Genomic DNA, 12,896 nt, shown 5'->3' on the forward strand with positions numbered 1-12,896 from the left:
ATGAAGCGTGATACATGGCATCTGAAGCGTGAGATGAGACGAATGAAGCGTGACATAAGCCGGATGAAGCGTGAGTTGAGGCGAGTGAAGCGTAAGATAAGGCAGATGAAGCGTGAAAAACGGCATCCCAGGCAGGGAATCCGGCAGTTCAAGCTGAGCGGAAATCCCATGATCCTGAGGAGTTTCCTCCCTGCGGCCGGAATGACAGCGCATGGTCATTGCATGATGCTCCGGCTGTCTCTTTCAAACGGCAGTGAAAATATTGCCCAAAATTCAGCGGCCACCCCGTAAGGACTACCCAAGAAGACACCATGACCACCTGTGCTCCCAACAGCCACATCACCGATTCCAGCTTCTATTCCGGCGGCTACACCACGCCTGAAGCCCGCCAAGTCTTCTGCGACCTGCGCCGCTACCAACGCTGGCTGGATGTTGAAGCCGCTTTGGCCATGGCGATGGCCAAGCTGGACATCATCCCTGCCGCTGCTGCGGAGAACATTCAGCGAAACGCGCAGATCCGCACATTCAACTTAGATGAAATCCGCGCTGGGCTGAAGCTGACCAATCATTCGCTGATGCCGCTGCTGGCGGCCCTGCGCAATGCCTGCGACAAGGAATCCGGCCAGTTCATTCACTTTGGCGCGACCACCCAAGATATTCAGGACACCGCCCAAGTGCTGGAGCTGCGCGACATCATCACGATGATTGAACGCGACCTGCGCGGCATCATAGGCCTGCTCATTCAGCGGACGGAGCAATATCAGGATTTAGTGACCATAGGCCGCACCCACTGCCAGCACGCCCTGCCCACGACGATGGGCCTGAAAATGGCTGGCTGGCTGGACGAGACGTGGCGCAATTTCGAGCGGCTTCAGGCAATGAAAAAGCGGGTGCTGGTCAGCCAGCTCTTTGGCGGCGTGGGCACGATGGACGCTTTCGGCGACAAGGCTTTGCCCCTGCTGGCGGAGTTTTCAGCCCGGCTCGGACTGGAAGCACCAAACGTGGCGTGGCACGCCGCCCGCGACCGCTTTGCCGAATATCTTTCCGTGCTGGCTGTGATCTGCGGCTCTCTGGCTCGCATTGCGGATGAAATCCGCTGCTTGGCCCGCAATGAGACCGGCGAGATGGAGGAGCCGTTCCACATGGGCAAGATCGGCAGCAGCACCATGCCGCACAAGCGCAACCCGGAGCTGTGCGAGCAGGTGGTTGTTTTATCAAAACTGGTCAAGGCGCAGGCCATGCTCGGCTTTGACGGCCTGCTCTGCGAGCATGAGCGCGACTACCGTTCAGTGCGGCTGGAATGGGCCGCGCTCACCGACGCGTCGCTTTACACCTGCGGCCTGCTGGCGATGATGCAGCACATTCTCGCCGAGATGACCGTGCATGAGGAGCGGGTGCGGGAGAACGTCCTCCGGGCCGCGCCGCTGATCTCCAGCGAGGCCTTGATGTTCTTCATCGGCACGAAGATCGGCAAAGAGAACGCCCACGCCTTAGTGTACAAGGTCTCCATGGAGGCCGTGGCGAAGAACCGGCCAGTGCTGGACATCCTGATGGAACTGCCGGAGCTGGCGGCCAACTTCAAGCGCGAGGAGATTGAGCAGGCCATCCTGCCGGAAAAGCACATCGGCATGGCCAAGGAGCTGAGCAGCCGGACGGTCGCTTTTGTCCAAGACAAAATGCGCGAGCTGGACGAGGCTTCGGCGGAGCGCAGCCAAAGCTGCCCGCTCTGCGCTGAGACTGGCTGCCGGACGCTGGGCTGCTGACGAGCAGCCCGGTTCCTCCTCCTTTTGCTCTGTCTTTCTCAGGCCGCGCCGCAGATCAAAGCCTCCAAGATGGCCTTGTGCATGTGCATCTTGTTCTCGGACTGATCAAAGACCACGCTCTGCGGGCCTTCCAGCACTTCTTCGGTGATCTCCTCATCCCGGTGCGCAGGCAGGCAGTGCAGGACTATGGCATCTTTCGCCGCCTTGGCCAGCAGGGCGGCATTGAGCTGATAGGAGCGGAAGTCGCGCAGGCGCTGCTCCCGCTCGCTTTCCTTGCCCATTGAGGCCCAGACATCAATGTTGATCACGTCTGCGCCGCGCACCGCCTCTGCGGGGTCGCGCAAGACGGCAATGGGCTGCGAGGCGGTCTTGCGGGCCGCCTCCAGTATTGCCGGATCAGGGTCATAACCTGCCGGACAGGCCAGCGTCAAGGAAAAGCCCAGCACGGCAGCAGCCTGTATCCACGAGTTGGCCATGTTGTTGCCGTCGCCCAGCCAGACAATCTTCAGCGTGCTCAGAGTGCTCAGACCGCCCTTCCGCTCAATCACGGTCATCAGATCGCTGAGGACTTGGCAGGGATGGTGCAGATCGGTGAGGGCGTTGATCACCGGAACCTCAGAGTAACGGGCCAGCTCCTCCACCACCTGCTGGCCGTAGGTGCGCACAACAAGGGCATCCACATAACGGCAGAGCACCCGCGCCGCGTCCTTGAGCGGCTCGCCCCGGCCCAGCTGGCTTTCTTTGGCAGGCATGAAGATGACTTGGCCGCCAAGCCCGTACATCGCCGCTTCAAAAGAGACCCTGGTGCGGGTCGAAGGCTTCTCAAACAACATGCAGATGCGCTTTCCGGCCAGCTGCTGATGTCGGATGCCGGATGCCGCCTCTTGCTTCAGCACTGCCGCCCGGTCAAGGAAGGACAGCAGCTGCGCCGGGGCAAAATCTTGTAACGCCAATAAATGCTTGCTCATGATGAGAATCTCGATGTTCTGAAAACAGGCCGCGCAGGAACTGCCGCGCCGCAGCAGCAGCGGGCAGCGCAGCCGAAAAAAGTATTGTTATAGGAAAAAAAGCGGTTTTGCAAAGCAATTCTGCTTGGAAATGATCATTTCTTTTTAAGAGAGGAAAACAGATCTGCGCACGGGCGGTGCCAGCGGCTTTATTGCTTCAATGCCCTGAGGCCCTTTTTCAGGCAGAAGAACGCGGCTGAGCCGCCGATGAGGAGAATAAGCACCAAGGAACCGACGGAGAGCAGAACCCCGAGCGGATCAATCTCATAGCCGCGCAGCCAGAAACGGAGCAGGCGGTAGTTGCCCCAGAAGCCAACGACCAAGATCAGCAGCTCCATCGCCAGGCTGACGAACATGAAGAGCATCATGCCGAAGCTGCCCTGCGCCGCTGTCCGGCTTTCGATTTTGAAGTCAGCGTAGATCGCCCCAAAGCCGAGGGCCAGAGCCAGTGCGCTCCATGTGATGGCCAGACTCACGCCAATAGAGACCCACCACATTGGCCCGGTGATTTGCAGCAGGGCATTCGAAGCGATGATCAAGAAAAGCGTCACTGCCGTGAACGGGATGCAGTAAAAGAGATATTTGCAAAGCAGGTACTGCGGCAGCGGCAAAGGCGAGGAGCAGATGATGAGAAAGGCCGGGCCTTCCGCGCCGATGGAAGGATAGACAAAGCGGGCCGCGAGCGATGTGGCGAGAAAGCCAGCCAGGCCGATGTTGGCGAAGGCGAGCAGATTGGCCAGGTACTCTGTGGGCATGGGCGAGCGCTCCAAGGGCAGGGCCTTGAAGTTGTAGAGGTAGACAACAATCAATGCGCCCACCAAGAAGAGCTGCGACCACTCTGCTGAGTCGCGGAGAAAGAGCTTGGCTTCTTTGTGGAAGATCCAGCGCAGGGGCGAGGGCTGGTAGCCTCCCTTGCCGCCGAAGGTGCGCGAGCCGCCAAAGGACTCCTGCGCTTTGCTGAAGCCGTCAAAGAAGCAACGGGCCATCAGCCATTCGCCAGCCCAGAAAAGCACCAGCGGGGTGAGCAGAAGCAGCCCGGCGGCCAGCCAGTCAATGCTCTGGTCTTGCAGGTAGCTGTTGAGGAGCTGATTGGCCCAGGACGGCGGCAGCAGGGTTGATCCAGGCGCTTGCAGGCTGGACAGATATTCAACAAAGTCTGGATACTTGTCTGGATAGGCCAGGTCTTCCGGCTTGAGCAGGCGGATGACCAGATAGAGCAGGATGCCGAAGAGCAGCGAAAGATACACGGCGATGTCTTTGGTCTGCTTGGCCGGGAAGAGGCGCACCAGCAGGATGGTCGCGCCAAGACCAATGCCCCCGGCAGTGAGGGCGGTGCTGAGCACAGTCATGGCCATCAGCAGATGATACAGCCAGCCAGCCTGGAAGACTGTACCGTAGGCCCCGAAGATCGGCAGCGAGTAAATCACCATCATCCACGAGGTGTAGAGCAGCGAGGTGGCAAAGCGCATGCGGAACAGCTCTTCCTCAGCCACCGGCGCACTGCACAGTATCTCATTGTCCGATGACAAGTAGAGTGCCGAGACCGCCGAGACCATCGAGGAGAAGATCAGCATGGCGAACATGATCGTCCACGCCATCTGAAAGATCTTCAGGCTGAGGATGATGCCCAGCTCGCTCTGGCTGTGGAAGTAGCCGATAACCCGCAGGCTGACTGCATGCAGGGCGATGAAGAGCGCGGCTCCCAGGCCCAGCACAGCGGCGGTGCGCAGGCTGCTCCGTTTATCCCGGAAGAAACGGTTGCGGATGCCAAGGACAAAGGGACGGAAGAGGAGGAACGGCTCCTGGCGTGCGCTCAGCATGTTTCCCAGACCCGCAGGGAGCGGAGCGGCGCGTCAGACGCTCCGCAGTCAACAGCAGTGTTCATAAAAGCCTCCATGCAGGCAAAAAAGAAAAGCGGACAGCTTATTGTAAGCCTTTTCGGCAGGGCGTTCAATCCGAAAACTGCGCAGCGGAGCGGCGGTCTGACAGCCAGCCTGGCTGCTTGCTCCGCTCCCGCTTGCTCCCCTGCATCGGCCTGGCACGTGCAAAATTTCGATGCAAGCATGGAGGGATGCTCCATGCTACGTTCGAGAGGTACTCCATGCTACGTTCGAGAGGTGCTCCATGCTAGCATCGAGAAAAAGTCCATGCCAGCATCGAGATTTTTTCCATGCTAGCATCGAGAAAAAGTCCATGCTAGCATCGAGATTTTCTCCATGCCAGCATCGACGTTCGCTCAACGCCTGCTGCTCGTCAAACCTGAACAGCAGAGGCGCGGCTTGACAAAGCGCGGCCCGCCTTCTACGATAAACTGAATGACACGCTGCTCGCAACACGCACCGGAAAGAGGATGGAAACACAGCTCATTTCATCACCATGCTGCATGAACGGGGTATCAAACGTTCATGGGTGGACAGCGCGGTGCTTCAGCCGGATATTATTGAAAACCATGCTGACGGGACACGCCATTATTTGAAGGAAATCCCTGAATACGGCAATCGCTGGCTCCGTGTGGTGGTGAATGCGGCATCTGTGCCACATAAAAGGGTCACAGCCTTCTTTGACCGAAGATTAAGGAAAAATATATGACAATCAAGGTGGATAAAGAGAGCGATGCGCTCTACTTCCGACTGGCGGAGAACCGTGTTGCAGATTCTGAAGAGGTGCGGCCTGGTGTGATCCTTGATTTCGATGAGCAAGGCAATGTGGTTGGCATTGAATTGCTCGGCATCTCCGCACGGGCAAGCAGGGAAGACCTTTCCACGATGCACTTTCAGTCTGCATGAGGCAGGCTGAAGCAGGTCATGCTCATAAAGCATATGCGCAGGGCGACACTATGCCCAACACGTGCGCCGCAATAAGAAAACAGGACGGCGGCCGGTGGAGAGGCAGGATTGAAGAAATTCCCGGCATCAACTGCCAAGAGCACACCCGCGAGAGCCTGCTTGCCTCGCTCCGTGCAACCCTCTTGGAAGCAGTTGAGTTCAACCGGCAGGATGCGCTTCAGGCCGCAGCGGCTTAGGCAATTGGGCATCCCGAAAATCTGAAGCTGCAAGGTTGCGCCATGCCTGCAAGCCGCTCTGTGTTCATCGGGCAATGTTTTTGCAACCATTGCCCGATGACGCAGCACTCAAACCGCCCTTCCTTATCCAACCAGCTCCAGCACGGTCTTGGCGATGGATTCCGCATCCAAGCCCTGCTGCTTGTAGAGATCTGACGGCTTGCCAGATCCGCCGTACTGCTTCACGCCCAGGCGTTTCATCTTCGGGGCAAGGCCGTTGTCGATCAGCACGGATGCCACGGACGCGCCAAGGCCAGTTTCCACATGATGATCCTCCACCGTGACAATGGGGCCGCGTTTGGCCGCTGCAAGCACTGCATCTTTGTCCAAGGGCAGGAGCGAGGCCATGTTCAGCACGCCGACTGACTTGCCCGCCTTTTTCAGCAGCTCCCATGCCGTGATGCAGGCTGGTGTCAACGCGCCATAGGTGATGATGGTGGCATCCGTTCCTTCACGCAGCCAGTCTGCTTTGCCGGGTGTGAAGACGTAGCTGGCATCATAGTAGATGCTGCCGTCCTCGCGGGTTATGGTCGGGGTTTTCGAGCGGCCCATGCCCACGAAGTGATTGCCTGGCTGCACGGCTATGTGGCGGATGATGCGGTCGGTCTGATTGGGATCCGCAGGCATGAAGACCGAGAAGCGGAAGTAGTTTTTCATCAGGCCGAGATAGTCAATGCACTGATGCGTCGGGCCGTCCTCGCCCACATCCAGACCCACGTGCGTGGCCACCACTTTCACGTTCGTATGGTTGAAGTCGTTGAGCCGGTTTTGGTTGTAGACTTCGGAGACAGCGAAGGAGCCGAATGTCGAGAAGAAGGTGACGAACTTCTCGCAGCTCATCGCGCCTGCTGTGCCCGCTGCGTGGTGCTCCTGAATGCCCAGCTCCAGATACGCCTGCGGTGATTGCTTGTGGAAGCCATCCATCTTGACAGAGCCTTCCAAGTCGCAGGAGATGCCGATAATCACCGGCGGATGTCCCTCTATGTTGTTGGCTTGGGCCAGACTCGTCAAGGCATTGCCGTAGGCGGAGCGGCAGTCCGTGGGTTTGTCCGCCGGATAGACGATCGGCTCGCCCGCCTGCACGCTTGGGTACTCGGCTCGCGGCGGCATGATGCTTTTGCCGCTGACCGGCTGCCTGCGCCGCTCCTGCCAGTGTTCAAAATCATTCTTCACGCCCAATTCAGCCAAGGCCTTGGCAAGATCATCCGCAGGCAGAGGCGAGCCATGATACTTGGCTTTGTTCTCCATGAAGGAAATGCCCTTGCCCATCACGGTCTTGGCAATGATCACCGTTGGCACTCCGCTGATGTTGCGGCAGGCCTCGCGCATGGCTTTGTAGATGGCGTTGCAGTCGTGGCCGTCTTCCAGTTTGACTGTGTTGAAGCCAAGGCCGCCGTAGAGCTTCTGCATGCACTGCGGCATGATGTCCTCTGTGCTGCCGCAGATTTGCAGCTTGTTGCGGTCGATCAGCACCGTGAGGTTGTCCAGCTTGTACTTCACTGCGTGGCGGATGGCTTCCACGATCTGGCCTTTCTGCTGCTCGCCATCGCCCATCAGACAGAAGACGCGGTTGCTCATGCCCTTGAGCTTGAAGGCGTGCGCCATACCCACAGCTGTGGACAGGCCCTGACCAAGGTTGCCGGTGTCCCACTCCACGCCTGGGACGATGCTTTCCACGTGGCCAGGAAAGCCGGAGCCAGTGCGGCGGAAGCCGGCCAGGAAGTCCTCTTCGCTGAAGTAGCCATGCTCCGCCAGCACGCTGTAGACACCAGGGGAGATGTGGCCGATGGAGGCGACAAAGCGGTCGCGCTCCTCCATGCGCGGACGCTGCGGGTCATGCCGCAGGATGCCGTAGGCCACCAGCAGCATGTCCAAGGACGACAGCGAGCCGCCCGGATGGCCGGATGCGGCAAGGCTGGTGGACAGCAGAATGCGTCGGGCGCAGCGTGCGCGCATCTCTTTGAGCGAGGCGAGTTCCGCGCTGCTCAGTTCAGCGGCGGAGAGATCGAACTTCAGAGGCATGTTGTTCTCCATGTTGGAAGGATGAAAATGATGAACGGGCAGGTGTTCTCCTGCCCGTTCTATAGCTGACTGGTTTGCAGACCGTTTTATAAATGGATTGCGGCGGAAAGACAACAGGAAAGAGCGCGGAATGCGGAACGCCGTCTGAGCGGCAGAGGCATGGCCGCAGCAGAGGAAAGAGAAACGGGGATGCCGCGTCACCGCAGCATCCCCGTCTGGAGGGACTCTCAGCAGGGCTGAGGTTTACTCGTAAATACCCAGAGCCTCAAGAGTCTCGATGGTCAGACCGCCGCCCTCAGGCAGGCTCTTGGACCGCTGGTACGCGCGGACTGCCTGCTGAGTTTCGCTGTTGAGGTTGCCGTCAACAGGACCGTTGTAGAAGCCTTCCTGAGCCAGTGCCTTCTGCACGCTGATGATCTTGGTGTCTTTGATCTTATCCTCGCAAAGCACTGTCCGCCAAACGATCTTGCTGTCGCTGACCTTCACGCGTTTGGTGATGGTCTGGTACTCAGCAGGAGTCGGAATCCGACGCTCGCTGGCCTCCTGAATGACTTCCTTGACGCGGATGGTCTTGTACTCAGCCGGGACAGGAACTCTGGTGGTCTTGGCCGGCTCGACCATGACCTTTTTGCGCACGGTCTGGTACTCGGCAGGAATGATTTCCTTCTCAACACGGGCCGGAGCAACCACAACCTCTCTGGTCACGGTCTCAAACTCAGCCGGGATGGTGACGGTCTTCTCCTGCGCAGGGGTCACCAGCACCTTTTTGATCACGGTCTTGTACATGGCCGGGGTCTCAACCAAGCACAGGGTCTCGCAGTCGGTCAGGCCCAGCTTCACATCGTCATCAGAGCAGGGAGTGGCCATTCTGATCCACTTGTTGGAGGCTGCCTGCACCAGAACGCGGTCACGCTCTGTTCTGAAAACCGGGGGAGTGGTGACAATCCGGGTGGAGCCAGGCTTCACAACGACCTGCTCCTGACGGGTCTCATACTTGGCCGGAATGGCGCGCAGCCGCTCGGACGCGGGGCGGAGCACAATGCGCTCGGTCCGCCATGCGAACTTCGGCGGGCTGGTCTCGATGCGCTCGGACGCGTCTTTGGCAACAATTCTTTTCTCGACCCATCTGTACTTGGCCGGGATGGTCTCAATGCGCTCGGCAGCCGGCTTCACCATGATCTTCTCGGTGACATTCTTGTACTTGGCCGGAGCGATACAACGGGAATAGCACTCGCCAGGTTTAGCATTGGCCGGAACATCTGGCGCATCGCTGCCGCTGCCCAGCATCTGATCAGGGCCGACGCTCTGAGTCGCCTCATCAACAGCAACCGCCTGACCAGCATCCTGAACTTGAACCTGATCGCCAGCATCCTGAATCGGCTCGGCCTGAACCGCATCATCCTGCTGCGCCGGATTCTGCTGGGACGGATCATAGCCGCCGCCGAAATCCTGAGCCTGAACGATGCCAGCGAAAGCGAACACTGCAGCCGCTCCAAGAATCACGCTATCCTTCTTCTTCATTACCTGCCTCCTTTCAATTTTTTCATTGCCGCAACGACAAACCATGACTCACCTGAAAACAACAGGTTGATTTTGCTTCACGCCGCGCTGCTCATGCAGCAGCATGAACAGTCTGCTGCGCGGCACACCCGCAGCAGGGAAAATCGACACTGAGTTCCATCAATCCTTCTTTCTATACAACGAAGAAGCTGCACTGTCAAGCGGCAGAATGAATCAATCAGCATTTCTTTTCCCTGAAATTATTATCCACTATAGCACCTGCCGCATAGAATAGCAATACAAAAAATTGCACCGCATGAAAAATACTTTAGGGTGTATATTTTTCTATGTATTCAAAGCGGCTATCCCTGCAACGCTTTGCCGGCAGGTAACAGCACCAAAAGTTTTCCATCGTTTTTTGTACCTATCAGGCCAAAAAAGAGGCTCTGCCACAACAGAGCAGTCCAGCCGGATAACACATGATAATGAACCGCACACAGCGACGCAAGCAATTTATGCGTGGCTGTGTTGCGAACCGGTTAAGAAACAGTGAGAATTTCCCAGCCGCTCATACCACTCTGTCGTTCCCACCATCTACCGGCAGCTGGGCGGCGGTTGTGCAGGCAAAGAGCGGGCCGCAGAGTTCCGCAGCCAGTTCAGCCACATCACGGCTGCGCACCTCCACGCCGAGCAGGTTGTTCGTTTTGTATTGGGCCACGCTCAGGCCGTAGTGCGCCGCCCGCGTCTGCAAGACATCCTCTGTCCAGATGCCGGTATCAAAGACTGCATTCGGATGGAGGGCGTTGATGCGGATGCCGTCCTTGCCCCATTCCAAAGCCGTGACCCGCATGAGCTGGGTCAGTGCGGCCTTGGCGGCGGAATAAGCCGCTGCGCCGGGGCCGGGCGCAGGCACGTTCTTGGAGCCGATCACCACCACGCGGCCTTTGCCAGGTGCGACCTTGAGCAGCGGATGCGCCTCGCGAAGCAGGGTCAGGTTGGCATCGAGATTCACCGCCATCACCCGCCGCCACAGCTCGCCGGGCAGCTCGGCAACAGCCTTGCTGGGGGGGAAAATCCCGGCATTCAGCACCAGCATGTCCAGCCCGCCGAAGCGGCGTACCGCCGTGTCCAACACTGCCGCAACTTGAGCCTCATCGGTGATGTCGCATTGCAGGCCAAGAAAGGCGGGAGACGTGGACACTTCGGCAATTTTCGGATCAATATCCAAGCCGATTACCGCTGCGCCCCTCTTGAGGAACGAGTCCACGCAGGCCTTGCCGATGCCCGATGCCGCGCCCGTGATCAGAGCGATTTCACCCTTGAAGATCGGAGCGTTACCGCCTTTCTTCAGCTTGGCCTGCTCTAAATCCCAATATTCAACTTCGAAGAGATCGCGCGGAGGCAGGGGTCGCCAGCCGCCCAGCCGCTCCGCCCGGAGGATGCAGTCCATCGTATGCTCGTAAATGTCAGCAACAATGCCGACCTCGGCGGCGGAAGCACCGACGCAGCACAGGCCCAGCTCTTGGTCGAGCAGCACACGCGGGGCCGGATCGAGCATGACTTTGCGTTCCTTGGCTTCCGGCTCATGCGCCTCGAAATAACAGCGGTAATCCTGCGCGTACTGCTCCACATCTCGCCCGATCAACGGCAGGGCTTTGGTGCGGAGGACATGATCCGGCGTGGCCGGGCCGCAAGCCAGCTCGCGGACATCAGAACGACGGGCGAAGTCCAGCCCGCGCTGGCTGCCGGTGACGCTGAGAAGCATCGGCCGGCCTGCTTTAGCCGAGATGACCCGGCGCAACTCGGCAATTTCGCTGCGGTCAGAGCGCGGCTGCTGCGATGCAGGCTCATCTAGCTCCCAAGCGTCATGCTCCCGCAAATACTCTTCCGCCATGCTCACTAACCGGATCATCCGCTCATAGGATTCCCGCGCTGTATTGCCGAAGGAAAAAATGCCGTGGTTCATCAGAACCATGCCGATGGTCTGCGGCCCGGCTTGCGCGGCGAAAAGTCGGCCTGCCTCGCGGGCGAGGTCAAAGCCGGGCATGACATAGGGCACGATCACCGCCAATCCGCCGTACAGCTCCTCAATCCGCCGCAGGCCGTCCGGCGTGTTGCAGATTGTCAGCACTGCGTCGGCGTGGGTGTGATCCACATAGCGGAAGGGCAGCAGGGCATGGAGGATGGTCTCCACTGAGGGAGAGGGCGCATCGGCGCGGACGCAGTTAGTCCTCAGCTCGTTGACCATCTGCGGATCGGTCAGCCGTTTCAGCTTGGCCAGAGCGAGCATGGGCCGCAGCCGCACCGGCGCGAACCCGGCAGCCTCAATCGTCGCCAAATCCCAGCCGCTGCCCTTGACATAAAGAATCTCCTCCTCGTCGCCAAGCAAGTTCTTTTCCCTGATTTTCACCGAGGTGTTGCCGCCGCCGTGCAGAACCAAGGCAGGCTCGCGCCCCAGCAGGCGGGAGGAATAGACCCGCAGAGCCAACTCGTCGGCGCAGGCTGCGGCCTCAGTTTCATTCCATAAATTGCGCATACAGTTTTCCTTGTCAGGCTCACGCGCCAAGATAGGCTTTCCGCACATCAGGGCTGTTGAGCAGCTCATCCGCCGCGCCTTCCAGCACCAGCCTGCCGTTTTCCAACACATAGCCGCGCTGGGCGAACTTGAGGGCGAGACGGGCGTTCTGCTCCACCAGCAGAATGGTGGTGCCAGTCCGGTTGATCTCCTTCAAGGCAGCAAACATGTCGAGCATCAGCAGAGGGGCCAGTCCCATGGATGGTTCATCCAAGAGCATTATTTTTCTGCCGCTGATATAGGCCCGTCCCACAGCGAGCATCTGCTGTTCGCCGCCGCTCATGGTTCCGGCAAGCTGATGTTTCCGCTCCTCCAAGCGCGGGAAAAGATCAAAAACCCACTTCTTGTCACGCGCCACAGCTTCCCTGTCCTTGCGGGCAAAAGCCGCCAGCGTAAGGTTTTCTCCCACAGTCAGGCTGCCAAAAATCATCCGGCCTTCAGGCACATGAGAAATTCCTATCCGCGACACCACCTTGTCTGTCTTATAGTGCAGCAGGTTCTCGCCCATGAATTCCAGAGTGGAACCGGCTTCCGCAGGAATCATTCGGGAAATGGCGCGGAGCACCGTGCTCTTGCCTGCGCCGTTTGCGCCGATGATAGTGACAATTTCGCCCTGAGCGACCGTGAAGCTGAGGCCGTGCAGGGCGCGGATTTTGCCGTAGGAAACAGAGAGATTTTGCACTATGAGCTGCATGTTAAACCTCTCGCATGTCACGCATCCAGCATCTTCTCAAGATGCTGGACGAGATTGCTCTCATTGACAAATGTCAGCTCGTGCATTCCGGTCAAACCTTCGCATTGCTTCTGACTGAGACCCATGACATAAAACAAAAATTCTGCATCGCCAATCTCCATCCTTTTGCTCGGTGTCAGATACTTGTCAATATGCTGCTGAAACTCCCCAGAGACACTGTCCACGTTCCAGCAGGAAAAAATTGGAAATGCCGGCGTGCTGTCTGCGTCGCGGA

General features: G+C 58.6%; 12 protein-coding genes and 1 pseudogene. 6 read left to right on the forward strand and 7 right to left on the reverse strand.

Going from position 1 to position 12,896, the window contains the following annotated elements; translation table 11 throughout:
* Both ACNKID_RS05780 and ACNKID_RS05785 read left to right on the forward strand, forming a co-directional pair.
* Window positions 1-291: hypothetical protein (locus ACNKID_RS05780; protein ID WP_417912485.1), on the forward strand; the 291-nt coding region annotated here is incomplete at its 5' end.
* A gap of 20 nt (window positions 292-311) precedes the next feature.
* Entirely contained in the window at window positions 312-1,763 is a 1,452-nt protein-coding gene (locus ACNKID_RS05785) for a class-II fumarase/aspartase family protein (protein ID WP_417912486.1), read from the forward strand.
* A 38-nt stretch (window positions 1,764-1,801) separates the two neighbouring features.
* On the opposite strand, the gene argF is transcribed toward ACNKID_RS05785, so the two are convergent.
* Together argF and ACNKID_RS05795 are read right to left on the reverse strand one after the other, a co-directional pair.
* Entirely contained in the window at window positions 1,802-2,731 is a 930-nt protein-coding gene (gene argF, locus ACNKID_RS05790) for an ornithine carbamoyltransferase (protein ID WP_417912487.1), read from the reverse strand.
* 188 nt (window positions 2,732-2,919) lie between these two features.
* Window positions 2,920-4,590 carry a putative ABC transporter permease subunit gene (locus tag ACNKID_RS05795; protein ID WP_417912488.1) on the reverse strand — a complete coding sequence of 557 codons (1,671 nt, stop codon included), beginning with the start codon at window positions 4,588-4,590 and terminating at the stop codon, window positions 2,920-2,922.
* Window positions 4,591-5,140: 550 nt separating this feature from the next.
* Here ACNKID_RS05795 and ACNKID_RS05800 point away from each other — a divergent pair.
* The 3 genes from ACNKID_RS05800 to ACNKID_RS05810 are packed head-to-tail and all read left to right on the forward strand — an operon-like array spanning window position 5,141 to window position 5,792.
* Complete coding sequence (locus ACNKID_RS05800) at window positions 5,141-5,359, forward strand: DUF4258 domain-containing protein (RefSeq protein ID WP_417912496.1); 219 nt, start codon at window positions 5,141-5,143, stop codon at window positions 5,357-5,359.
* Complete coding sequence (locus tag ACNKID_RS05805; RefSeq protein WP_417912489.1) at window positions 5,356-5,556, forward strand: DUF2283 domain-containing protein; 201 nt, start codon at window positions 5,356-5,358, stop codon at window positions 5,554-5,556. Before ACNKID_RS05800 ends, ACNKID_RS05805 begins: the two co-directional genes overlap by 4 nt.
* A gap of 50 nt (window positions 5,557-5,606) precedes the next feature.
* On the forward strand, window positions 5,607-5,792 hold the full coding sequence (locus ACNKID_RS05810) for a type II toxin-antitoxin system HicB family antitoxin (RefSeq protein ID WP_417912490.1): 186 nt from the start codon (window positions 5,607-5,609) through the stop codon (window positions 5,790-5,792).
* A 123-nt stretch (window positions 5,793-5,915) separates the two neighbouring features.
* Here the strand turns inward: ACNKID_RS05810 and ACNKID_RS05815 are convergent, their stop codons facing one another.
* Together ACNKID_RS05815 and ACNKID_RS05820 are read right to left on the reverse strand one after the other, a co-directional pair.
* A complete protein-coding gene (locus tag ACNKID_RS05815) occupies window positions 5,916-7,853 on the reverse strand; it encodes a transketolase (RefSeq protein ID WP_417912491.1) in 1,938 nt (645 codons plus the stop codon).
* 243 nt (window positions 7,854-8,096) lie between these two features.
* Window positions 8,097-9,374 (reverse strand): peptidoglycan-binding domain-containing protein, encoded by a 1,278-nt coding sequence (locus ACNKID_RS05820; protein ID WP_417912492.1) that lies wholly within the window; start codon window positions 9,372-9,374, stop codon window positions 8,097-8,099.
* Window positions 9,375-9,477: 103 nt separating this feature from the next.
* Between ACNKID_RS05820 and ACNKID_RS05825 the strand changes: the two genes are divergently transcribed.
* Window positions 9,478-9,648 carry a hypothetical protein gene (locus ACNKID_RS05825; protein WP_417912493.1) on the forward strand — a complete coding sequence of 57 codons (171 nt, stop codon included), beginning with the start codon at window positions 9,478-9,480 and terminating at the stop codon, window positions 9,646-9,648.
* A gap of 273 nt (window positions 9,649-9,921) precedes the next feature.
* Here ACNKID_RS05825 and ACNKID_RS05830 read toward each other — a convergent pair whose 3' ends face one another.
* The 3 genes and pseudogenes from ACNKID_RS05830 to ACNKID_RS05840 form a co-directional block, all read right to left on the reverse strand.
* Complete coding sequence (locus ACNKID_RS05830; protein ID WP_417912494.1) at window positions 9,922-11,889, reverse strand: bifunctional aldolase/short-chain dehydrogenase; 1,968 nt, start codon at window positions 11,887-11,889, stop codon at window positions 9,922-9,924.
* 19 nt (window positions 11,890-11,908) lie between these two features.
* Window positions 11,909-12,622 carry an ABC transporter ATP-binding protein gene (locus tag ACNKID_RS05835; protein ID WP_417912495.1) on the reverse strand — a complete coding sequence of 238 codons (714 nt, stop codon included), beginning with the start codon at window positions 12,620-12,622 and terminating at the stop codon, window positions 11,909-11,911.
* A gap of 17 nt (window positions 12,623-12,639) precedes the next feature.
* Window positions 12,640-12,896: pseudogene (locus ACNKID_RS05840) on the reverse strand (hypothetical protein); the annotation flags it as partial.

The sequence above is a fragment of the Candidatus Electronema sp. TJ genome (assembly GCF_048287355.1).
Lineage (GTDB): Bacteria > Desulfobacterota > Desulfobulbia > Desulfobulbales > Desulfobulbaceae > Electronema.

Excerpts from the sequence above, each read along its gene's own strand:
- ACNKID_RS05805 (WP_417912489.1), top strand. The coding sequence starts at position 5,356 with ATGACAATCAAGGTGGATAAAGAGAGCGATGCGCTCTACTTCCGACTG.
- ACNKID_RS05825 (WP_417912493.1), top strand. The coding sequence starts at position 9,478 with ATGAACAGTCTGCTGCGCGGCACACCCGCAGCAGGGAAAATCGACACT.
- ACNKID_RS05785 (WP_417912486.1), top strand. The coding sequence starts at position 312 with ATGACCACCTGTGCTCCCAACAGCCACATCACCGATTCCAGCTTCTAT.
- ACNKID_RS05835 (WP_417912495.1), bottom strand. The coding sequence starts at position 12,622 with ATGCAGCTCATAGTGCAAAATCTCTCTGTTTCCTACGGCAAAATCCGC.
- ACNKID_RS05815 (WP_417912491.1), bottom strand. The coding sequence starts at position 7,853 with ATGCCTCTGAAGTTCGATCTCTCCGCCGCTGAACTGAGCAGCGCGGAA.
- ACNKID_RS05830 (WP_417912494.1), bottom strand. The coding sequence starts at position 11,889 with ATGCGCAATTTATGGAATGAAACTGAGGCCGCAGCCTGCGCCGACGAG.
- ACNKID_RS05795 (WP_417912488.1), bottom strand. The coding sequence starts at position 4,590 with ATGCTGAGCGCACGCCAGGAGCCGTTCCTCCTCTTCCGTCCCTTTGTC.
- ACNKID_RS05820 (WP_417912492.1), bottom strand. The coding sequence starts at position 9,374 with ATGAAGAAGAAGGATAGCGTGATTCTTGGAGCGGCTGCAGTGTTCGCT.
- argF (WP_417912487.1), bottom strand. The coding sequence starts at position 2,731 with ATGAGCAAGCATTTATTGGCGTTACAAGATTTTGCCCCGGCGCAGCTG.
- ACNKID_RS05810 (WP_417912490.1), top strand. The coding sequence starts at position 5,607 with ATGCCCAACACGTGCGCCGCAATAAGAAAACAGGACGGCGGCCGGTGG.